At 50.7% G+C, this 23,153-nt stretch carries 17 protein-coding genes; all 17 read right to left on the bottom strand.

Features of this window, described 5'->3' with window-relative positions:
• Positions 1–4: 4 nt before the first annotated feature.
• Complete coding sequence (locus YERSI8AC_RS07765) at positions 5–1,522, bottom strand: M14 family zinc carboxypeptidase (protein ID WP_159176472.1); 1,518 nt, start codon at positions 1,520–1,522, stop codon at positions 5–7.
• A 387-nt stretch (positions 1,523–1,909) separates the two neighbouring features.
• Entirely contained in the window at positions 1,910–2,122 is a 213-nt protein-coding gene (locus tag YERSI8AC_RS07760) for a DUF6447 family protein (protein WP_022519984.1), read from the bottom strand.
• Positions 2,123–2,213: 91 nt separating this feature from the next.
• A complete protein-coding gene (locus YERSI8AC_RS07755) occupies positions 2,214–2,510 on the bottom strand; it encodes a hypothetical protein (RefSeq protein ID WP_159176471.1) in 297 nt (98 codons plus the stop codon).
• A 407-nt stretch (positions 2,511–2,917) separates the two neighbouring features.
• The gene (locus YERSI8AC_RS07750) at positions 2,918–4,588 is read right to left on the bottom strand and encodes a DUF4214 domain-containing protein (RefSeq protein WP_159176470.1); all 1,671 of its coding nucleotides are present in this window, start codon (positions 4,586–4,588) and stop codon (positions 2,918–2,920) included.
• Positions 4,589–4,902: 314 nt separating this feature from the next.
• On the bottom strand, positions 4,903–5,655 hold the full coding sequence (locus YERSI8AC_RS07745) for a SapC family protein (protein WP_159176469.1): 753 nt from the start codon (positions 5,653–5,655) through the stop codon (positions 4,903–4,905).
• A gap of 130 nt (positions 5,656–5,785) precedes the next feature.
• Complete coding sequence (locus YERSI8AC_RS07740; RefSeq protein WP_201521601.1) at positions 5,786–9,079, bottom strand: DUF4214 domain-containing protein; 3,294 nt, start codon at positions 9,077–9,079, stop codon at positions 5,786–5,788.
• A 746-nt stretch (positions 9,080–9,825) separates the two neighbouring features.
• Positions 9,826–10,854 (bottom strand): glycosyltransferase family 4 protein, encoded by a 1,029-nt coding sequence (locus YERSI8AC_RS07735; RefSeq protein ID WP_159176466.1) that lies wholly within the window; start codon positions 10,852–10,854, stop codon positions 9,826–9,828.
• Entirely contained in the window at positions 10,851–11,651 is an 801-nt protein-coding gene (locus YERSI8AC_RS07730) for a hypothetical protein (RefSeq protein WP_159176465.1), read from the bottom strand. The genes YERSI8AC_RS07735 and YERSI8AC_RS07730 overlap by 4 nt, the downstream gene beginning before the upstream one ends.
• On the bottom strand, positions 11,638–12,840 hold the full coding sequence (locus YERSI8AC_RS07725) for an ABC transporter ATP-binding protein (RefSeq protein WP_009288099.1): 1,203 nt from the start codon (positions 12,838–12,840) through the stop codon (positions 11,638–11,640). The genes YERSI8AC_RS07730 and YERSI8AC_RS07725 overlap by 14 nt, the downstream gene beginning before the upstream one ends.
• A 92-nt stretch (positions 12,841–12,932) precedes the next feature.
• A complete protein-coding gene (locus YERSI8AC_RS07720) occupies positions 12,933–13,784 on the bottom strand; it encodes an ABC transporter permease (protein ID WP_159176464.1) in 852 nt (283 codons plus the stop codon).
• A complete protein-coding gene (locus tag YERSI8AC_RS07715) occupies positions 13,768–16,722 on the bottom strand; it encodes a glycosyltransferase (protein WP_159176463.1) in 2,955 nt (984 codons plus the stop codon). The genes YERSI8AC_RS07720 and YERSI8AC_RS07715 overlap by 17 nt, the downstream gene beginning before the upstream one ends.
• Positions 16,715–16,966: a hypothetical protein gene (locus YERSI8AC_RS07710; RefSeq protein WP_022519993.1), complete on the bottom strand. Its 252-nt coding sequence runs from the start codon at positions 16,964–16,966 to the stop codon at positions 16,715–16,717. Before YERSI8AC_RS07710 ends, YERSI8AC_RS07715 begins: the two co-directional genes overlap by 8 nt.
• A gap of 49 nt (positions 16,967–17,015) precedes the next feature.
• Positions 17,016–18,167 carry a glycosyltransferase gene (locus YERSI8AC_RS07705; protein ID WP_223827985.1) on the bottom strand — a complete coding sequence of 384 codons (1,152 nt, stop codon included), beginning with the start codon at positions 18,165–18,167 and terminating at the stop codon, positions 17,016–17,018.
• Between the two features lie 317 nt (positions 18,168–18,484).
• Positions 18,485–19,924, bottom strand: coding sequence for a mannose-1-phosphate guanylyltransferase/mannose-6-phosphate isomerase (locus YERSI8AC_RS07700; protein WP_159176461.1), 1,440 nt, complete (start codon positions 19,922–19,924; stop codon positions 18,485–18,487).
• 46 nt (positions 19,925–19,970) lie between these two features.
• Entirely contained in the window at positions 19,971–20,354 is a 384-nt protein-coding gene (locus YERSI8AC_RS07695; protein WP_022519996.1) for a GtrA family protein, read from the bottom strand.
• Positions 20,329–21,288, bottom strand: coding sequence for a glycosyltransferase family 2 protein (locus tag YERSI8AC_RS07690; RefSeq protein ID WP_051052147.1), 960 nt, complete (start codon positions 21,286–21,288; stop codon positions 20,329–20,331). The genes YERSI8AC_RS07695 and YERSI8AC_RS07690 overlap by 26 nt, the downstream gene beginning before the upstream one ends.
• 8 nt (positions 21,289–21,296) lie before the next feature.
• Positions 21,297–23,147 carry a DUF6311 domain-containing protein gene (locus YERSI8AC_RS07685; protein WP_159176460.1) on the bottom strand — a complete coding sequence of 617 codons (1,851 nt, stop codon included), beginning with the start codon at positions 23,145–23,147 and terminating at the stop codon, positions 21,297–21,299.
• Positions 23,148–23,153 lie beyond the last annotated feature (6 nt).

Below are 23,153 nucleotides of genomic sequence, written 5' to 3'. Positions count from 1 at the left end.
ATCCTTAAGCCACTAGCAATTCTTGTTGAAGAGGCTCAGAGGTGCCAATAATGGGCGTACTTTCCATCAGTGTATCCAGCCCTGCGACTATCTCGCCTTGAGACTCTTCACCCTCGCCTGCCCATTCGATCTCTTCAGCGTAAATCTCGTCAAATTCAATTCGCTCACCGCGCTCAGGTATCAGTGTTGCCAAAGCAGGATCAATGCTATCAAAACTGTTTTGCCCCATAGCCTCTACAACGCCTAGCATACTCAGTACGCCCTCAAGTACTATGGCACTAGAAACCGCATCAAAATCTAGCTCTAGCCCTTCCAGCGCTTTTAAGCTCAGCTCTTCCAGGCCCCGTTGCTCAATGAGGAGCGCAGGCACACCATCAATAGCAATTCCATTGCGTGCTATTTGTGGCGTGTCTCCACCGGGAAACAGTGACAAGTAGCCATAATCAAAATCATCGAGCCCTTGTGATATAGCTACCGCCGCTTGCTGTGCTGTTGCGGTAATGGTGGGATCGACGTCATCATTGGTTGGCCACAAGATTGACATAGTGTCGAGCTTGCCTGACTCGTTGATGTAGTTATTTTGGTTATGGTAATCAAGAATTAATTCAGGTTGAGTCGCTTCGACCACCTGCCTAACAGCGGTGGTTTCTGGGATTAATGATGCATCAATAACTTCACTAGAATCCCAGGTACGGTTAAGGTCAATGTCTTCGGAGTTACGACGGGGATCGATGGTTGTTTCAGGATCTAGTTCACCTGCAACGAGCCCCTCCCAGCGCTCAAAACCGTCAGGGTTTACTCGTGGCATCACGGTTAACGTCACTTGCTCACGCAATGCTTGAGCAGCTTCACTGTCACCGCTCAGCCACTCTAGAAAATGCATGGCCGCCTCTGTCCCAGTTGGTTCATCACCATGCTGTTGGGTCACGATCATTAATTGGCGCGCCCCTTCGCCTACCGTGGCACTATATAAGGGCCTGCCTTCCAGCGACTCACCAACCTGCTCTAAGCTCAACGTATCATAGATGGCATCTAGCGCTTCCAGGTCTTGATAAAGCTGTTCGTTGCTGCGAAAGCCATCCTGCACAAGAGGGCGTTCTGCATCGTAACTATCAGCATCAACACTGGACGAATAAAAATTAGCAATAGAGGCATAGGCCTCGAGCGCCTCTGCATCTGTCGGGCTAGCGCCTGCCATAAAACCCTGTAATAACGCTTGCGGTGACTGGCCGGAGCTGGCCTGCTCTACCCAGTATTCAATGCCTTCGGCCTCGGCCTCACGAGCAAACAGGCTTTGATAAACTTCGTTAACCCAGCCGTTATCTTCCAGTTCTGCCAGTTCAGTGCGCCTCGCTTGGTACTCATCAGACTGCAGCATGAGAGACATGACGCCGTCTAAATCTACAGAACCACTTTCGACCTGTTCTAGCCAGTAATTAAACCCTTCTGGGTCAGCCGCACGGCCTAGGATACCTAAGTAAAGCGTTTGTAGATTTTTTTCAAAGGAAAGAATTGTCATCATTAATGCCTCCAGGCATCACTACATATCGTTCCCTGTATCGCCGGTGGAGCGTCATTAGCGAAGCCGAAAATAGGCAGCTACCGCTAGTCACAGCACTTTACTAAGCACCTTTATATTTTTCACGCAGAAGGCTGAAAGTGACAGCCATCCTTTTCACACCCCTTTAAGGAATAGAGACAAGCACCCTATTTGTCAATATTCACCCTGGGCTTATGTGCTGGCTAAGTCATCGTCAGAGACCTCTATGCTCCAGCACGAGTATTTCTATCCTCTTTTTCATTACAGTATGGCTGGCTTCCACCTACCCAGAAGCACAATAAAAAAGCCAGTCAACATTAGCTGACTGGCTTGTAGATCAAGATGGCCATACCTGACCAATATCTTCTTTTAATGCGTCTTTTGCTCAGGAAGCTCATCTTTTAGCGCACGCGCGTAGGCTGTACGAGCCGTTTGGGCGATAGCTAACTGCTGATTCAAACGTTGAATTTCTTGATCAGTCACGCGCAGGTTGAGTAGCTGATTACGTGCATTTTCAGATAGATCTGACACATTGAATTCACTGCCGTCGATAGTAACGGTTTGTGCTTTATCCTTCGCCATACAAAGCTCCTTAGGGTAATACAAATTAGCGGTGAATTATTGCAGCTACGCGCATAAATGTCGAAGCGGTGTGCACCTAACAAATCTTCTACTACGCTGCTTTGGTATCAAGCGCTGTCAACAGCCCATCAATATCGGCCGTAGCTGGCAACGCCTGAGATGGGCGACTAGGGTGGCGTAGCGAAAATTCTTTTAGCGTTTTAGCAGGCAGTGCGGCATCCAGCGTTGGCACGCCGACTTGCCAGACCAAATGCCTTTTGGTTGAGTGAGTGTCCTCCTCAACCACTCCCCAACCCACTACCCCATGACCTTTCACGTAGCATAGTACTCGATCATCTTGCCGGTAATGGTTAGTCGATTCAAAATCGCTCAGGCGAAATGTAGCCATTCTGATGGGCCAATGCTTTTGCGCCCATTCTTTTGAAACGCTTTGCCAGAAGTATCGGGGGGATTCGGATGCCGAAGGCTGTCGCTGAGGATCTGGCAACGCGCTTGCCAACAGTAATTGATAATGCTTGCGAGCGACATGGTGATGCGCCAGCCGTTGATGGAGCTCTGCAATGTGCGCATCTACAAGGCCTAAATTTACCAGCTGTTTTCGCGCTTTGGCACTTAATGCCCACGTGGGGTAGCGACGCCCTTCAATAACGATGCTTTTCGGTAATTTCGCCATCACTTCCCAATCTCGTCGCTTAAAATCAACGCGGCATTGTACTCAATTCAATCAGCACGGTAAAAAGATTCGTCCTGCGCCTCTGGCGTTAGTCAGTCGGATTCATTCAGTCGCTATGCTTTCTAGCCCAGTAGGTATGTCTCGATATCTTCCGGCACCCCAATAAGACCCTGCTCGTAATGCTGTTGAACGTATGCATCAACATTAGCTTGAGTTGCATTGATGTATTCATCAGAATTCGTAAACGCTAACACCAAATCCCCCCCATCAAATGCCTCTTTTTGTAGTTGCGTCTGCCAATAGACGGCTCCCTCTGCATCCGGGGCACGTCCTAAAACCTCCTCATAGAGGGAGTCGATCAGCACCTCTGACGTCGTCTCAGTTTGGCTATCCAAAAACTCACTGCTTGCAAAGAAGTCGGCAGCGGTGGACGTAAGTGATTTGCCACCTGCTAACGCTTCAAGCCAATAGTCGAAGCCTTCCTCATCAGGTTCTCTCCCTAGCACACCGGTATACAAGCGTACCAATGCAGTAGCCAATTCCTCTTCAGCTGCCGTCGGCCGACTGTCAAACCCAAGCGCTTCTAGGTCTAAAGCCTGCAAATCAACGCCCCACATTAACAGCTTTGCCCCCTGAACCAGAGAGTAGCTACTGGTCACATACTCTGCCGAGTTGGTAAACGCTAACGCAATGTCTGCCAGCTCTACTTGCCCCCCTGCGAGCTGTTCTAACCAGTATGCCTGCCCCGCTGAATCCGAACCGCGGCCAAGGACACTGTTATAAAGCGCCTCAATACGCTCCTGCGTTCCACCGCCTAGCTGGTCTGCCAAGTAGGTAAACTCTTCCGATACCACAAAGCTATCCGCCAAAACGCGTAAACTACTCCCCGCATTGAATTGTGATACCCAATACTCAACACCTTCTTTATCCGGCTCTCGCCCTAGCAGACCTGTATAGAGTCGTAGCACTGGATCGATAGTGCTTTCTAAACCAGGGTAGCGAAGTAGCTCATCTCGACTTTGCAGCGCTTGATCAAGCGTCTCAGACCACTCCCAACCCGCTGCAGCTAGCAGGGATTCAAACGTCTCCACATAAGACGCGCTATCCTCAGCGTCTTGGCTTGGCAATGGAGAAATCAAGCCGTCATTGCCTTTAATCCATTGATCAAGCGTTGCTAAGTGAGCACTCACATCAGCCGCCCATTCATCAGTAGAAACGGCGCCTACTACCACTGGGCCGTCACTTGATGAGTACCATACTGGCCCACCGCTATTACCTGGATTAATTTCAAAGTTTTTGAGGTCTATTAAGTCATAACCAGACATAAGTGTTGTGGCGCTATTGTCTTCCATGAGCCTTGGGCCACTGGCATCACGATAGACACCGGGATAACCTGTCACACGATAGGTCTCTCCAGAGGCATAATCCCCCAATGAAAACCAACCAATATCATCACCAATGGCATCACCTAACGATACTAAAGCAAGGTCATACTCGCTTTCGGACGGCGACAGAAACCCAGGCTCTTCAACATCTAGCTCATAATAATTGAGCCCAGCCGCCTGAAAGGTGCCATAAGGGCGTGCCCCACCATCGCGGCCAAACTCCACCTCTACATCAGTAGCAGCCCCCAGTATGGGATCATAAAGCACATGGGCAGCCGTCAGCACATCGTTACGGCCGACCAACGTACCCGAGCCTGAGACCCGTGTACCATCATGAAAGGTAGCTTCTAAGTAAGCCACGGCTGAGAAAGGAAAGGTATTGCTATCAGTACCAACATAACGGGTCATGGATAAACCTCTTTAACAAGCCAGTAATGGCTTACCTTATAAAGCAACATTGGACTGCTAAGAATATTTTCTACGCTGCGAGATGCCGCCTCATAACTTTTCGTTAAAAGCCAATAAAATTTTTTCTGATATTCTCGGAATGAGCTTAATTATTCACCGCAACCCAATTATGCTGTTATCCCGTACTGGGCATTACCAACATTGTATCTTTGCGTGTCTATAATTGACAAAACGTTAGCTGTATAGCATACATTGTTTGAATATCTAATAAGTAAACTCAAACAATGTAGAAACAAGCGCATACAATTAAATTACTAACCAAAATCGAATTGCAGATCATCGCTATCGTCTGCAAATAATTCATCGACTGATTCAGTCACGCCTATTTTGGCATGCAGTGCAGCACGCTGTGCCAACTGGTCATGCTGCGCCATGGAAAACATCTGACCATAGGCTACCGCCAAAGGCACTCCTTGCAGTTGATGCAACTGCTGCGCTGTCAATCTATTCAGGGCCTCCTCTTCGACTTTATAAAGCCCTTTAATGCCTGGCCCATCTTCAGTAGCTTGCCATGGCTTCAAGATGCCCTGCTCAGCAAGTGTCTGGCAGGCAGTGTCAGTAAGGCGACGGTTCTTAGCGCACTCACCAACGAAGTCGAGCTGCCGCCTTACCGTCTCTGTCAGCTCTCCCTGCTCATCGAACAGTGGCTCTCCCCCCTGTTGTAACAGATGATCAACATGGACTTGCAGCACCATTTCATCTGAGTCCTGCCGCCTCGCTACTGCAAAAGGATAACCACGAAAATGGGCGGGAACATACGTCCCTAGCCAACGACCATCCTCGGGGTGGATATAGTGGTGTGAATGCGCTGCTCGACCAAGCAACGCAACAAGATGATAGCGCTCTTCACGCTTAATAAAACCCATAACGAACTGCGTCAAAGCCTGTCGCAGTTCTCCTGCCAGAACCGGTGCTACTGCCTGATCCGCGGTGAACCGATAGTTCTGGCGCGGCGAATAACGCATGGATGCATGCTGTTGACGCGATAAAGTAATCCAATTTGACATGCTATCTCCTTTACAAGAAAACCCCGATCCAAGGATCGGGGTTCAGTTTATCCCATACGTATATCAACAAAGATATAACGTTTAGGAACCAGATGTCGGTACAAGACCGACACCTGGAGTGCGTCCGCTATTACGCAAGGTTAACAGCAGAAGCATCGATTTCGTTACCGAAATCAACGATACCAACCAGCGACGCATCAGTGAACTCGTTGGCGGTATTGGCGTCGTTGACACCAGAACCGGTCAGTTCGAACACTTTGTATTCACCAGCGTTGTTATCGTTCTCGATCATCACTACAGATTTAACGGTATTGCCAACAAGGTCAGCTACATTGGCAGATACGTCGAGAGTACCGTCGACGATGCTGCCGTAACCAGCGTTGTTGCCGTTTTGGATAGCAGCCAACAGATTTTCTGCTGTCAAGCCACCCCAAGTCTCATCTGCAGCATTACCAGTACCAGCAGCAAAGTCGTTGATGGTGATAACGTTGTTAGCAGTAACGGTAGTTCCACCGTTAACGCCAGTTGTCGGGAACGTATCACGCGACTCTGCAGAAGTGCTGCCCTGGAATTCTTCGTTGCCTAAGTAGGCAGTGAAGTCCAGAGTATCAGCGCCAGTGCTAGTGCCGTCGGCGTCGAAGTTAACAACGGTGTTACGATCGAAGTTATCTTCAAATACGATGGTTTCGTTGCTGACATCGTTAGTTGACAGAACGATAACATCGCCGCCAGAACCAGCATTGATTTCGTTGCCGGTGTTGTCAGCAGTAGAGGCTGTACCAGTATAGGTGTCAGCCTGAACGCCACCACCAGTACCGATACCGTTAATACCGTGAGCAGCGCTGGTAGAGCCATTCAATACGGCTTGCAGGTTAGCGTCAGTGCCGTCGAAGTTAGAGTCATTAGACTCTTCACGGATGGCAGACTCGAGACGACCTTTAGCCGAATCACTCATGCCGCTTACGCCAGCAGGTGACAAGGTGATTTGCAGATCATCGGCTTCAAACTGGCCATCAACCTGTGAACGGATCACGAGGCTGTTGTCTGGGCCGTTTTCAGCAACCAGCAGCTTGCTAAGCACTTTATGGTTGTTAACAACCTGTGCAATTGCAGCATTGATATCACGCTGATCACCGAAGACGCGGTCACCCAGGATATCGTTCAGGTTGATGATACCTTCGAAACCATTGTCGAAAGAATCAGCTGCAGCAGAAGTTACTGCACCACCAAGGCTAGCACCGGCCAGTGTTACAGTCAGCTGAGCGCCGTAAAGTACAGCAGGAATATCGTTGCCAGCAGGTGTGGTTTGACCAGAGGAGAGGCCAGCCGCGTTGCCGCGCAGGTCATCAAATGCAGTGTTCTGAGTGTTAACCAACCAAGTGGCACCCAAATCGCTGTTCATTTGAGACAAACCGCTGTTGTCGCTGTAGATGGTGTCGTTGCCAGCACCAGTGCTGATCAATACACCGCCTGCGCCTTCAGTCCAAACAACGTCATCGCCTTCACCAGTGTTGACCACAACGTTGTGTTGCAGATCTTGCTGGTTAGGCAGGCTGAAGTCGTCAGCGCCTTGAGCAATGGTGTGAACAGTATCGTTACCCGCACCTGTATTAATACCCAGTGAGAAGCCGTTGAACTCAGCAGCTTTGTCGAGGGAGTAATCTACAGTGATGCTGTCGTTACTGGCACTGGTGTTATAGACGTGAGCCTTGTTTTCAGCGTTCGGCGCCCAGTCATTAGCAGTTGAATCCAAACCTGCTTGACCAGCTACAGAAAGGTTCTCGCCTGCAAAAGCAGTAGCGTCGAAGTTGTAGACATTGCCTACGTTTTCGATAGACAGGTCGCCTTCAGCAGCACCAGAAGTTACTTCGATCTGTTCGAAAGCAACAAGCTCAGATTGACCAGTTGCAGTCATGCCGTGAGCAGTAAGAACATTGTCTACCTTGCTGCTACGATCAACTTCCAGGTTCAGCTTCTCGATAACTTTCTGAGAGTTGGACATACCACCGATGATGGCATCGCCAGCTGTGGAGCCACGACCAGCGTTGTCGAGAATCAGATTGGTTTCGATCAAGGTAGTGCTGACGTCCGGCTCAACCGGCTGAGCAGTACCGGCTACCAGGAATTCATCGTCAACAGACTCAACGCTGTTGTAGTCGAAGCTAACGTTAGAGAAAGCGTTACCTTCCGGATCGGTAACCAGGATTTCCTGGGCAGTGAACGGCAGGTTCACAGTGTTACCGGCAACGGTTACTTGGTTGTAAGGGTTAGCCAGTTCAACGTTGTAGCCGTTAAGACCCAGCTCGTCCAACTGTGCTTTAACCGCTTCTTGCAAGCCAGCATAAGTGCCGTCAGTAGAGCGCACGTCTTCTAGAACGTAGTTTTCACCATCAACGCTAAAGCCGATAGTCAGTTCAACGTTAGCCAGCGGCGTCTCAGGTGTTGCGGTGGTTACGTCAGCAACGCGAACCATCAACTGAGAGTTGCTCTGCTGAGGACCTTCTTTGGTCAGCGAGTTGGTATCGAACGCGGCACGCAGGTCGGAATCAGTGTCAACACTGCGCATACCGAAGGTGATGTCTTTGGTGACGGACAGTTTGCTACCCAGACGCACGTCATCAATGAAGAGGCCTTCACGATCACTGTTGTCGGACCAGAACTCTTCAACGCTATCCATACGACCAGCATCCAGAGTCACACCATTGAGCGCCTCAATGTGAGTCTCTTCAACATTAGTGGTGCGCGGTGCAACGTAAAGGGTATCTGGATTTCCTGCATCAACTTTTTGATCGTTAATCAGGCTAGCTTCGATCTTGTCGCGACCAGCACCGCCGTCAAGAATGTCACCAGTAGACAGTGCGTTGGAAACGGCACCGTTCTGGTTTTGACCAACGAGACCCACAAAGGTGTCATCTGCGTCAGTACCAGTGACAACGTCACGACCTTCAGTCAGAACGAACGTTTCGCCAGGATTAGAAGGCTCAGTCGGCTCTTCAGGTTCAGTCGGCTGAGGAATACCTGCAACAACTTCAGCGATGTCCAACTCGCCAAGGTCAGTGCTAGCGTCAATTCCGGCTAGGAATTCAGCAGCATAGTTATCAGCTGCGGTGCCCGACTGATCATCACCTGCCGCTTCGGTATAGAGATCGGCTGCAGCAACTTTATTTGCCAGCGTATCGGCATCTGGCTCATCAGTGTTGGTTGCATTCTGGACGATGGTTAATGCAATGCTCGCCAAATCTTGCTCACCGCTTTCCAACTTCTCTACGTAGAAAGCAAGGCCTTCAGCGTCAGCATCACGACCAAAAGACTGCTGATAAATGCCGTTTACCAGTTCTTCGTTTTCAAGGTCGCCAAAACGAGTGGTGTACTCTTCGGAAGTACCGAAAGCACCAACAACTGCTTGCGCGCCGCGGGCTTCAATTTCCTCTGCCCAGAACTCTAGACCCTCTGCATCAGCAGGGCGGCCATAATAGGCTACGTAAGGCTACGTATAATTGTTGAGCCAGATTCAAATTCTCTTGTGTTGCCATGGGACTATAGTCTCCTTGCTTAAGAAAGATACCACCTACAAAGGCGGCTCTTATCACCTTGAGCGCTCAAGGTATTTTTAGGTTCCTTAAATAGCATAGTTTTCAGCGTACTGACTAAGCAGATTGGCTGATCCTCCTACACTACTAACATCAACTGGAACACGCCTAATGTAATGTCACACATCAAGATAAGTCAATTGCTATGACCGTGACAAGGTTGCAAAAGCAACACAGGCTACCGCTACCTGTGTGAGCACCTACTACAATAAGCACTCAACGTCAAAACCTACTACAGGGAACCCGTTTTAGGTTTTCGCGCTAACGTCAAGCCAGCTGTGTCAGAACCCTCTCGTGAAGTTTTTTTGCTGAACTCCACGTTTTCGAACACTGATCGCTAATAATCAGTATAAAGCGATGCGAGCAATTCTTGCAATACTTAGATTGAGAAGGCGCCCTCTTTAACCTGGCGAATAAACTCGTATCAAAATAGCTGCTTGAGCCTTTAGGTCAAATTTTCCTGGGCGTTTTATTGCTTTTTTTTGACAAATAACTGACCCAACGCAATCACTGCTGCGGTATCGAGCTACCGATCCAGTTCTCGCTTTGAGCTCAGCGCCCAACCGTTTGTTCGCCCCATTTATTCACTGTATACCAGCTTTGTGACAACTTGATGCCAAGAAATTTTCTTCGCGCAATAGGCCTCACGACCTTGCTTACCCATTTGCTTAGCCTGAGCGCGGTGTGCATAAGCATCATCCAACGCCGCAGCGAGTGCCTGAGGGCATGGTTCGCATTTCCAGCCAGTCACGCCGTGCTCAACAAATGCTGTGGGGCCACCACTATCAGTGCAGGTAATGACGGGCTTGGAGGCTAGCATTGCTTCTAATGTGACATAACCATAATCTTCATCAAAGGAAGGAAACGCTACAGCTAACGCATGGGCGTATAATGTGCGCTTCTCCTGCTCGGAAATATGCCCTAATAGCCGCACTCGGTTACCCAAGCCTAAGCGCTCAATCTGTTCTTCAAGCTGGCGACGCTGACTGCCTTCACCGGTGAGCAATAACTTTATGGGCGTCCGGGTGTTCGCCATGGCCTCTATCAATAGCATTTGACGTTTCAGCGGCTCCAGTCGGCTAGGGTAAAACGCATAGCCCCAGTCATCACCGCAGGTAAAGTATTCAGCTTGGTGAGGAGGATGGTACAACGGTTCCGCTATTAAGCCGTTATAATAGTGCAGGCGTTCTGCCACACGGGGGGAATTGGCAAACAGGCGCTTGGCCCCACCAAGGTGGCGCCGGTCAAACGCTTCTACCTGGGGTTTTAATGCGGCCAGTGCGGGACTTGCCTGTTTGGGGTCGTAAAGCTCATAGCAAACGCGGTGCTGATGCATTAACCAAACCACATGTGCGGGGTGGTGTAAGCCATAGGTAGGAAATTGCAGGCTGATAACACGATCAACCAACACGTCGTTTGGAGCAGTAAGGTCGAGTTGCTCAGCAAACATCATTTGGCGTTCAATCTGTGTTTCGCCATAGTGAAACGGTAGGCGCAGGCATTCCACTTGGTGCCCATAACGCCTTAGCGCCGCCACTAATCCTTCCACATGATAGTTGGCACCGCCGGCGATAAAAGGCGTATGGTTAGCTGTCACGAGTAGCTTCACGGTGCTTCCTTGTGGTTGGCATTTAACCCTCGTAGAGCATCGCGCAACAGTTTAACCATGGCAGCAGCCTGTTCGTCGCTTAGCCATTTAATCGGTGGCTTTGCTTGCGATGATGCCGCTTGTGATAATGATGTTCCCGGTCGTGAAATATCTGGCAGTGCAATGCCTAGAGTCATCATTTTTTGTTGTATATCAGCCATTTCAGTGAGCGTTATAGCTAACGCTTGATACTCCTCACGGCGCTGCCCTTGATGAACTAAAATATCATAAAACTCGCCCTCTTCTTTCCAGCGTTGTTGATAACGGCGCCACAGTAAGTTGACAATCACTTTCCACCCCCACAACCCCCTACGGCAAACGCCAGACAGCGCCGTTAACCGCCGATGCCAGCGGTTGAGCCGGAGCAGTCCACGGGGCAACTCTAGCCGCTCCTGCTTTATGTAGTCTTGGGTTTCAGTCGCTTGCAGCAGAATCATTAACGTGGCAACTCGACCTTCACGGGCTGCAAGCTCGCTATGATAACGAGCCCCTTGCTGGTCTGGCATACGCCCCATTAGGAAGCTATAGGCGCGTTCGACAAATGCCTGGTCATCTAGATGAGCACTCAATAGCTCGGCTAGGCGCGGCGCACGAGGATCGTAAAGTCGATGTTGTTGTGTTTGCAAAATAGGCACAAGGCGCTGCTGCCATAACCAGAGCCAGCTTTCAATTGCCAGCGAATCTTGTGTATCCGCCAACATCGCTTGATCTTTGAGACGCTTAACCAACGTGTCTATATCCTGCTCAACATTTGTCATGCTGGCGGCCTATTTCAAAAGCGCAGTCTAGGCGACACATACCTGAAAACTTGCTGAACCGGTAGCCCGCCACTTCAAAGGTATCGAGACTGTCATGCCACCAGTAACAGTTTTCCAGGTGGTGGTCGCTTGAATGAAGTGCGGCAGAGAGGGTGTACTTGCCGGGTGCGATGTTGGCCTTAATACGCACTACTACATCGAGCTCCTCACCTTCACTCATGACCAGCGTTTGCTTGTGCTGATGGGTATTTTGGCCGAACACATCCTGCCCGTACCGATCGCGCAACAGTACTCCAAGGGCGATGTCATCAAGTGCAGCGCTGGCCTTCAAGCGCAAATGAATTTCCAGTGTTTCGCCACTAGCAAGCATTGAGCTTTGGCTATCTTGCCCCTGTACATGGCAGTGGGTTACCACGACTTCTTGGGTACCGAAGGCACCGGATTCACCTTCTCGCAGGTCATCGCCTTCTGCCTGCTCGGCCATAATTCGGTTGTAATGATTAACAGCACCTTCCGGGTCGCCGTTATGAATTAAACGCCCTCCTTCTAATACAATCGCACGGTCGCAAAGTACTTTGACTGCATTGAGGTCGTGGGACACAAACATTATAGCTCCGCCCTCTTGCTTAAATTGGCGGATACGCTGAATGCACTTTTGTTGAAAGTAGCCATCTCCAACCGAAAGCGCTTCATCGACTAAAAAGCAGGCGGGATCGGCGTGAATGGCAATGGCAAAGCCTAGCCGCATGACCATGCCGGAGGAGTATGTCCGCAGTGGTTCATGGATATACTCGCCTAGCTCACAGAACTCGATGATGGCGTCTCTATGACGCTCGATGTCCCCATGCGTCATACCCAACATCAGTGCATTGATAGTGATATTGTCGATGCCGCTGAGCTCTGAATTAAAGCCAGTACCAAGCTCTAGAAGCCCGGTTACTCGACCATCGATCTGTAAGCTGCCTGCGTCAGGCATCAATACGCCAGTGAGCAGTTTTAGCAGCGTCGACTTGCCCGCGCCGTTGCGTCCCAATACGCCAAGCACTTCACCTTCTGCCACCTCGAAGCTGACGCCGTCCAAGGCGGTATGCTGGGTATGGTGACTCTTGCCAGTAAGGGCTTCTTTCAAGCGTTCGCGCGGTGAGGCAAACAATTTGAAGGATTTATGCAGGTCTTTAACAACAATCACTGTTATCTCCAGAAACGCTGCACGCGGCTAGCACACATGGCTAACACACGTCGCTAACTCAAGTACTTGTACACGTGCTATAGGCGTCGTCGTCAAAGCGAGTCGCGCAGGTCGCGCTCGGTGCGTTTTAGCAACCAAAATCCGACGTACAGTAACACAAGTGTTACCGCTAGCATGGCCAGCAGCCCGGTAGCCCCAGGAAGACGCTGGTATAAAATCAGCTCTCGATAGGCATCAATAAACTGAAACATGGGATTCAAGCTGATCAGCCCCAGCGCCCAGTCAGGTATAATGTCGTCAACGTAAACAATCGGTGTTAGCCAGAACCATACCGGCAGTAACACCGCAACGCCTTCGCGAATATCTTTTAAATACACGGCGAGAATTGCCAGCGAAAAGCCGAGCGCATAGGTAAATCCCAGTTGTAGGGTGAGTACCACGGGTATTGCCAGCCAGTGCCAATCGATGGGAAAACCGATCATTAGCAGGAATACCGCGAAGAATCCCATGCTGATCAGGTAAACAACAATTTCAGCCAATAGTACCGAGAGCGGCAGCGCGGCTAGCGATGTATTCACTTTGGTGATCATGCCCGCGCGTTCGATAAATAGATTGGTTATGGTGCTTAGGCTTTTGGCGAAGGCGGTCCAGGCGAGAATGCCGCTGATCAGATAGATACTGTAGGTGAAGCGTTCCACCTCGGCACCAAAGCCTTCAAGCCGTGCGCCCATAATGGCAGAAAAAATCAGCACAAAGACCAAAATATTTATTAGCGGTGAGAGCAGCGTCCAGATTCGTCCCAGCACCGAGCCTTTGTGGCGATCCACCAGCTCTTGGCGGGTTAGCAGAATAATCAGTGGTAAATGCTGCCGCCACCAGCTCAGGGTTTGACGTACTCGTTTTTTCAATAACGGACGCATCTCGCGGTTACCTGGCAATGCCATGGGCATGGCTCCTTGGATAGGTCGCTGTGTTTTCTGACGAACATTGTTCGGTTAATAATTGGTCTCCAAGCACCGCAGCTAACCACTGCTCGCTGCTTTGCTGCCAGCCGAGATAAGGCATGCCATCAGAAGCAATCGTATGACCTTCCCGCCAGTCACTAGCCCAATCTTGCAGCGCCTGCGCTAGCGCTTGAGGTGTATCGGCGTCGAAGTAAGTCGCATAGTCACCCGCGACCTCGCGGAAAACCGGAATATCTCGGGCGAAAATAGCAATACCCTGGCGAGCGGCCTCAATCAGTGGCAGCCCAAACCCTTCACCGTAAGAGGCTGCCACAAGCACATCGCTTCGCCGGTAGAGCTCTTCCAGCAGCGTATCGCTGGCACCTTCCGCCCAAAACAGCTGCTGACCACGCCTCGGATGCCGTTTGATGCGGCGAATCAGGCCTTCTACCTGCCAGCCTTGCTTGCCCACCACCACCAGATTAATATCAGTGCATTCCGCCCAGCATTGCTCCATCGCGTCTAGCACTTGTTGATGCCCCTTGCGCGGTTCAATGGTGCCCACCATTAATAGGATCGGCCCACGACACCTAGCCAGCGGTTGCAACCATTGTTGCTCTGCTGTGCTTAATACCGTGCTCGTAGGTGGTTGAAAATCGGCTCCAAGGTGGAAGTGCTTGACCCAGGGCCGCTGCCCTTCCTGAAAGCCCTGCCGATCGAGCGCGGCATCAACTTCCTCGGCTACTTGGCGAGAGACACAAGTAATGCCATCTGCCAGCTCACTGACCGATGTAAACCATTCCTTCATCGTCGCTGGAATATGTTCAGGGAAACATGCAGGCAGTGATAAAGGCAGTAAATCATGCACAGTAAAATAAAACCTAACGCCGCTGGCACGCATTCGGCGCATAATGTGACCTGCTTGCTTGAGTAGCGGCGGCGCCCACTCCAAGGACACATAGCGATCGCCGGGGCGTGCTTCTACTGGCACATCGGGGCCCGGTGGCGCTAGTCCTAAGTGTTGGCTGGCAAAACCGCGGGCAAGATAGAAATCATCCCCCCCCCAGCGAATCAGCTCTATCCGCCAACCGGCAGGTGGGTAACGAAGAAGATAGTCGGCTACTCGGCGGGTAACGCGCTCAATCCCGGTTTTAAGGTCTTCCCAGGCAATAGTGCTAACATCAAACAGTAGCCGCGGTGCGTTTTCATCGGGTGTGGTATCCACCTCGCTTAGCACTTTTGTTAGTCGCTTGGCAGACTCAGCCTCTTGCAACTTGTCACTTAGCGGCTCGTGCGCTGCCAGTTGGTCAAGAAATCGTTCGTACTGGTAACGGGGCGCGATCAGTGGTGCCTCCAAAATCGCATGCCGATACTGCTCGGCCACCCGCTCTGGTGCCAGCATGGTGGTCACGTAAGCCCGCCCTGCCTGTCCCAGCCGTTCACGCTCGTCATCATCAGCAATTAGCTGACAAAGAGCTTGACGCAGCGGTGCTAACAGTTGCTGCTCGGGGTCATCGGCCAACTGCCAATGACTTTGCGAGGGCAGTTCCGCACTGCTGCCATGGGCGTTGGCAATCACTGCTAGTCCATGGGCCATCGCATCAATAATAGCGCCTGATGTCTCACCACGAGACTGGGTGCGTAGCTGTACGGCGATATCGGCGGCTTGCAGCCAACGCTGGTATTCCTGGCGAGAAGCATAGCCAGTGACAGTCACTTGGCAACCAAAGGGATGGCGCTTAATCCGACGCGCTAGCGTATGGCCGTACTCACCGCTGTGCTGCGCACCTACCAAGACCAGTCGCACCGGCTGGCTCGTGGCATTGACTAACGGCGGCTCGCTCTCTTCGAGATCACCTAAAAAGGCGTCCAGTAAAAGATGGGACAGTTTTTTGGGGTTAATGCCGCCGAAACTGGCAATGACTCGCTCATTGCTGGCGATTCCCAGCACCTTGCGAGCAGCCTGCTTGTCAAAGGGGGCTGGGAGTTGGCGTAAATGCGGAATTAAATACGTTGGGCCGGCTTGCCCTTGCTGCCACCGTTCGGCCAATGAGCGGGCAAAGGCGGAGTGGTAAATCAAACCACCTGCTGGGCGAGTTACCATACCATTCACTGGGTATTGCTCCGCTCCACGCGCGTTTTGTGCCGCCTCGGCATGTGCCAGCAGTGCCGGGTAGCCGTGATCAATATAAAGCTGCTGTACTAGCGCGTCAGGCTTCAAACCGCTTTCGTTAAGCCACCAAACAGCATCAAACAGGAAGTAATCGTGCAAGACCACAATCCCAGGATGCCGCTGTAGCAAACCGAATTGGTAGGCATGGTAAAGTGAATTCCCCACCTGATAAAGGGTGTAATCGAAGGATTCAGCTCGCTGCAGAAAAGTGTCAGCATTGATACATTCAAAAACACTGCTTAGCTCGCGATCTACTTCGGGCTGATCAACTACCAGCGTAATAGTAAAATGCGTGGCTAGATAAGGTAGTAATTCTGCACTGTAGTTGGCGATGCCCGTTGTTTGAGGCGGCAGTGGCGAAATAAAGGCCAGTGTCGGTTTGTCAGCATCAATACTTGAAGGCGTAGACGTCAGTTCGAGCGTCAGTCGCCTTTCACCCGTGGCAATATCGATTACCGCTGAGGGCATCAACGCATTAATCATATGCTGTACAACGATATCAGGCAAAGCGGCACTCACCGATGCCAGCGTTTCTTCCTGGTCGGGCAACAGCGTGTGACACTTTCTAGGCGCCACGCCGAGGCGAAACAGATGGCGGTGGCAGGCAACCAGACTAACTTCATCAAAACCAAGCAGCAAAACGTGATCGCTGCCAGCAGGATTATCTGGCGTGAAAACCTCTGATAATGCCGCCAGCCAATCCTCTAGCTGGTTGAACTGTGATTTCTTACGGGCATCAACTATATAAAGGGTATCGTTATTCATGCAGATGCGGCTTCCTACGCTGTTCCAACCCGTCCATTAAACGCTGTTGACGTTCTCCATAGCCTTCGGTGCGATTTGGCGTTACTCCACCTCCGAATGTACCTGCCTGGACTAGACGAATCACCCAGCCTTTTAGCTTTGGAAAGGGCTGAAGTATGCGCTGCCCCAAGCGCCTAATTAGTGGATAGCTGATCAGTTTTTTCACTACGGGGCGCAGCACTCGTTTGACGGCAATCTGAATCACACGTCACTCCTTGGTAATAAGGTACGTTTCAGCGGTACTTCTTGGACGTTTAGTTGAGCTTTTCACTCACGAGTGTTTCCAGACGCTGGGTAAACACGGCATTGCTGAATGCCTCAGCTTGGAGGCGGCAAGCCTGCGGCGAGAATTCGTGCGCCTCAAATGCCTCGATAGCCGCGCTTAGGCTCGCTACAGTTTGCTCAGTAAAGTAAACACCGGTGGCTTGCTGGTGATGCTCCAAACCTTTGACAGTTTCAAGAGCGCCTCCATGCCCATAAGCAATGACCGGCGTACCGCAGGCTTGAGCTTCCAGTGGCACGATACCAAAGTCCTCATCAGCAGCGAATACAAAGGCCTGGGCGCGTTGCATAAGCTGATGCAGCTTTTCCCCCTGCAGGTAGCCTATAAGCTCAATGTGCGGGCTTCCTTCTGCCAGCCGTTTTAAGCGCTGAAACTCAGGTCCGTCACCAACCACTTTCAGTTGGCGTTTTAATGGATCCTGGGCAAAGGCTTGTATGATCAAATCCATGCGTTTATAAGGCACAAGCCGTGATGCCGCCAGGTAGTAGGGCTCCCTCTGGCCGATATGTAATGTAAAGCTGTCGGTGTCTACCGGTGGGTAGAGCACATCTGCGTCGCGGCGGTAATACTTGGCAATACGCTGTGCGACGTTGTGGGAGTTAGCTAGAAAGAAATCCACCTGGGTGGCCGTAAAGTAATCCCATTGGCGCAGGCGCTTAAGCGTTTTACGCACATACGCAGTCATGCCTGGCAACCGAAAGTGGCTATTTTCCAGGTAAGCCTCTTTCATATCCCAGGCGTAACGCATCGGCGTATGGCAATAGCAGATATGGGTTTGACCAGGATGTGTGATCACGCCTTTTGCCACTGCGTGGCTAGAGGAGATGACCAGATCAAAGCCGCGCAGGTCGAACTGCTCAATGGCATAGGGCATCAGTGGTAAACAATGGCGGTAAAAACGACTAATGAAGGGTAGACGTTGAAGACCGCTAGTATGAATACGGTGCTGGGTTAACCATGGGATGCTAGCGCGCTCAAGCGTATGCACTAAGGTGAATATTTCAGCTTGTGGGAAGACTTCTGCCAACCCTTTGAGCACTTTTTCAGCCCCACCATTAACCACCAACCAGTCATGTACAATGGCGACGCGAAGGTGCCGAAAACGTGTAGGGGCTACTTGCATGATGGACAGCTTTCCATATCGAACGGAATAAAGCGCCATAGCTTAAAGTAAGCATGGCACTAGCTCCAGTGAATACGGCAAACAACCAGAGCTAGTGCCATTGGTGATTTGCACATCGCTGTGTTGAGGACAGAGATCCTTGAGGGCGTTGTTAACGCGTTCTTGAGCGCTATTTTCACCGTCCTTGGGCGAAAGACCTTCGCTTCAACCTGCCCTAGCGCTCATTATCGAATACTGCAAGAGAAGTCATTTCCAACTGCGATAGTTCTGGCAAACACACCGACGGATTGTGTAAAGAACATGCTTTCGCCCGCCTTCTACTCTCGCCCATACTTGTCGTTGTAACGCACAATGTCGTCTTCCCCAAGGTAGGATCCCGTTTGCACTTCAATAAGTTTGAGAGGAATCACGCCAGGGTTTTCCAGGCGATGTACAGTTCCCAATGGTATATAGGTGGATTCATCTTCGGAAAGCAGGAAACTATGTAAATTAGAGACGTCCCCATGACCTTCGCCTTGGGTTACCTGGGCAGTGCCTTGAACCACAACCCAATGCTCGGCACGGTGATGGTGCATTTGCAACGAAAGTTGACCACCTGGTTTAACGACAATTTCTTTGACCTGAAAGCTATCCGTTAACACCATGGTGCGGTAATGCCCCCAGGGGCGATAAACCTGCTGATGCGACTGACACTCTTTTCGTCCCGCTGCCTTAAGGGCATTAACAATTAATTTGGTATTTTGCGCCTGACGACGATCGGCTACTAGCACGGCATCGTCGGTTTCGACAATGATCAGGTGATTAACCCCCACCGCTGCTACTAAGCGAGACTCGCTATATACCAAGCTGTCGTTGGTTTCATGGAGCATTACATCACCATGTATTGCGTTGCCGTTCTCTTTATCCTCGCTGGAGCGCAGCTCGTGGAGCGCGTCCCAGGCGCCTATGTCACTCCACCCTGGAGACATGGGCACAACGGCCGCCTGATTAGTATGCTCCATTACAGCATAGTCAATGGATTCGCTGCGACACTGTGCAAAGGCTTCTTCGGCAACACGCAGAAAGTCCATGTCTTCTGAGCGCTGCTCATAAGCGGCCTGGCAGTTGGTCAAAATGTCGGGGGCATAAGCTTTGAGAGCAGCTAAATAATTGCTAGCCTTGAACAAGAAGATGCCACTGTTCCATAGATAGTCGCCGCTGGCTAAGTAGCTTTCTGCTACCCCTAGATCAGGTTTTTCGACAAAGGCCTCAACGCTAAAACCTCCCTCCAGCGCCTGCCCACGTTTTATATAGCCATAGCCTGTGTGCGGCGAGGTTGGCGCAATACCGAAGGTTACCAACTTATCTTGCTGACTCAGTAAGCGGCCTTTTTCTACGGCGTCAGCAAATGCCTTTACGTCTTTAATGACATGGTCAGCAGGCATTATCAGTAACTCGGCTTCCGGGTTGGTTTTGGCTACTGCTAATGCGGCAAGGGCTAATGCGGGAGCTGTGTTTCTACCGCAGGGCTCCAGAATGATTTGGCTCTTCTTAAAGCCGAGTTGATGCATTTGCTCAGCAACTAAAAAACGGTGCTCCTCGTTACATACGATGATGGGGTCACCTGCGTTGGTGACACCTTTTAGACGTAGCGCCGCCTCCTGAAGCAAACTGACGTTGTCTTTATGCAAATTCAGAAACTGCTTTGGATAATGCTCACGCGATACAGGCCAAAGGCGCGAACCAGAGCCGCCAGATAAAATCACCGGTATAACCATATTTTCCTCGAAAACGTATTTTACAAACATCAAAAAGGGGCTGGTATTACTGGGTGAATACCCAACACCGTGCTAGCACGTAACTTGCCACAGCGGCGACTACCACCGCCGTGGCGATGGCCCAAAGCCCGGTTACCCCCACCCCTAAGGCACCCGCTAGCACTAGGTTGTTAATACTAAATCCAGCGAGAGACATGACGGTAAAGCGCCATAGACTTGCACTGCGACGAAAAGTAACCCGCTGATGGCCTGCTAATGAGATGCCAAAGGCGACGCTATAGGCCAGCGCATTGACGATAAACTCATGGAGCGCTGGGAATACCATTATCATCAACGCTGCCGCCAGGATATGGGTCATTGATGCCGCTAGCCCAATAAGGCCGAAGCGCAGCATCTGCCATAGTTCAGCGAGTGGAGGTGTATTCGTCACTGGTGTCCGCCACGATGTATAAGGGCCGCTGTTTACTTTCAATAAAAAGACGGCCGATGTATTCACCTAAAATACCGATAGAGAGCAGCTGCATACCGCCAAAAAATAAAACAGCTGTCATCAATGATGCATAGCCTGGCGCATCGCGCCCGAGAAACAACACTTGGCTAATGATGATGATAATATAGATAAACGCCAAGCAGGCGATGAGCCCGCCAATATACGACCATATGCGCAGCGGCAGCGTACTAAAACTAAACATGCCATCTAAGGCAAAGTTCCATAATCTCCAATAATTAAATTTAGATTCTCCCTTCAGCCGTGCGGGACGCCGATAGGGAACGCCAATACTTCGATAACCGACCCAGGCATAGAGCCCTTTCATGAAGCGGTTACGCTCCGGCATTGAGCGCAGGGCTTCGATCATGCGACGATCAATCAAACGAAAATCACCAGCGTTTTCAGGGATTGGCGTTTCAGTAATACGGTTAAAAAGCCGATAGAAGCCACTGGCCGAATGGCGCTTAGCGGCCGTATCATCAGGGCGCTCGCTGCGAATACCGTAAACCATATCGACACGCTGCTGCTGCCAAATCGTGACAAATTCCAGAATGAGTTCGGGCGGGTCCTGGAGATCCACATCAATGGGCACCGCCGCATCGCCATGTGCGTTGAGCAAGCCAGCCGAGAGCGCTGCTTCTTTACCGAAATTGCGGCTTAGCGCAATAAACCCAACGCTTTCGTAGCATTCAGATAGCCGTTTTATCTCGCGCTGGGTTCCATCTGTTGAACCGTCATCAACCATCAAAATACGCCACTGCCACGGAGCGTCGGCCAGCACGCTGTGCACTCGTTGAACAAAGGTCGTTACGGTATCGACCTCGTTAAACACTGGAACGACAAGCGTAATGAGAGGGGGAGTATTAACGTCCATGCGAACCTTTATTGGGTGGCTTGTGATGACAACGGTGAGTAACGGCCTGACGAAACCGCAACGGGTTGCCATAGAATGGTGACGTTTTCATGCGTCACACAGGCCCAGCTGGCTAATCGACACGCTTGTTGCGAGAGCTCGTGGTCGGTTATCAAATACACATGCCCTTCGGGCAATTCACCTTGTGCAAAATGGCGGCGATAAGTTTGTGTTACTGCGTCGATGATTTGTTGATTTGCCCTGGCAAGGTAGGCAACGTTGATCGAGAGATGGTGTTCTGCTGCCAACCACAAGTAGGGTTTAATGGCATCAAGGTCATGTGCTGGAAAGGCGACCAAGCTGTCGTGTGATGCCCATACCTGACTTAACTCGTCATCCTTCAATACGTCGTAAGCACGGGGGTCAACACGACTGGCTTCGACTTGATTTTTAACCTTGTTGCGCATAAAACTGTAAAGCTCGCGCAAATCTTCTCTTTGCACCACCATGGCTAGAACCAGCAACGGTAACAGCCAGCATGCTCTCATATTTTGGGCAAGCTGGATAAACGTAATAACCAATAGTAAGTAAAGTAGCGGCCATACCATTCTACCGCTTGACCGTAGATAATCTTTGAACGGCTCAAACAACATGTCGTAGTAGAGCGGAATACTGCCTTGGCCTATCGATACTTCTCCAGCCATAGCGAATGCAAACAGGCCAACGGAGGCTATCCAAGCTGGTAGCCAGCGGTGATCAACTAACGCTTCTTGATGGTAGCCATCATTATTTACTGCATTAACGCTTGCTAGATTTACCCCGCGATTAAACCAGGTGCTGACTATCAGCGCTAACCACAGCAGCAAAACACCTGCGCCAACATAGGCCATACCTTCGTATTGACCTTCTTTAGCGGGCTGCCAGCCGGGAAAAAGCACTGATAGTGACGTAAAATTGTCGTTAAAAAACCATGCCGATGAACGCGGATTGAAAAACGTCAGTAATTCAGCGGAATAAAAGCCGTAGCCACCCGACGCGGCGCTTTGGCTATCTAAATGAAAGTAGCCTGCCCCCCACATCACAACGAAGATAGTACAGGGTGTCGCCACCCCCATCAGCCACCACGCTTGATAGCTGTAGCGCACGCTCATCATATGCTGTCGTACTGGCTTGCCTCTTGCATCAATCGCCCCTTTCACCACCCTATAGCTAATCGATAACCACCAAACCGCCCAAAACACGCCTGCCATAAAAAAAAGATAGAAATGCATCAAAACAGCCACTGTGAGCAGTAACAGCCAACAAACGGCCCCCTTGAGGCGTTGTTTTTCGGTTGTCAGCGTAAGCTCAATGGCGATTAGAATTATCCAATGCGCAGTTAAGGCTTCGTGGCCTTGAATACCGATACCGCGCAAAATAACGATGGGCAAGCTGCTGATGAGCAATGCGCCAGCTAGCGCTGCATAGGCGGGAACACCGACGCTCAGTAGTAACCGACAAGCTACTAAACCGTTCAAACAATAGTTAATGACAATGGCTAGCCCTAAATATTGAAAAGTGTCGGGCAGCCAGTGGTGGAACAATTTTAGAGGAATAGCGTAAAGCGGTATTGAGTCAGTATAGACAATACTTGTGGATAGTTCAGTGGCTAGCGTTTTCACGGCCCCTAGGGGCCAACCCCATGGCTCCTGACGGAAAAACTGCCAACCAATGTAATGTTGAAAAGAGTCACCTTCGTGTAAAAGCCAATCAGCATCGCGAGGGTCCAGCATGCCACGGTAAAAATAAACAGCTAACAGTGCTGATAGAATGCCAGCACCAACTGCCGTGATCGCCCCGTGCTTTTCGTACCACCAGCGCCACGTCCCTGTCGTCTTCATTGGTCG

The sequence above is a fragment of the Halomonas sp. 113 genome, assembly GCF_904067645.1.
Taxonomy (GTDB): Bacteria; Pseudomonadota; Gammaproteobacteria; order Pseudomonadales; family Halomonadaceae; genus Vreelandella; species Vreelandella titanicae.
Note: the sequence above shows the minus strand (reverse complement) of the source record. Positions and strands in the feature narration are given on the sequence as shown.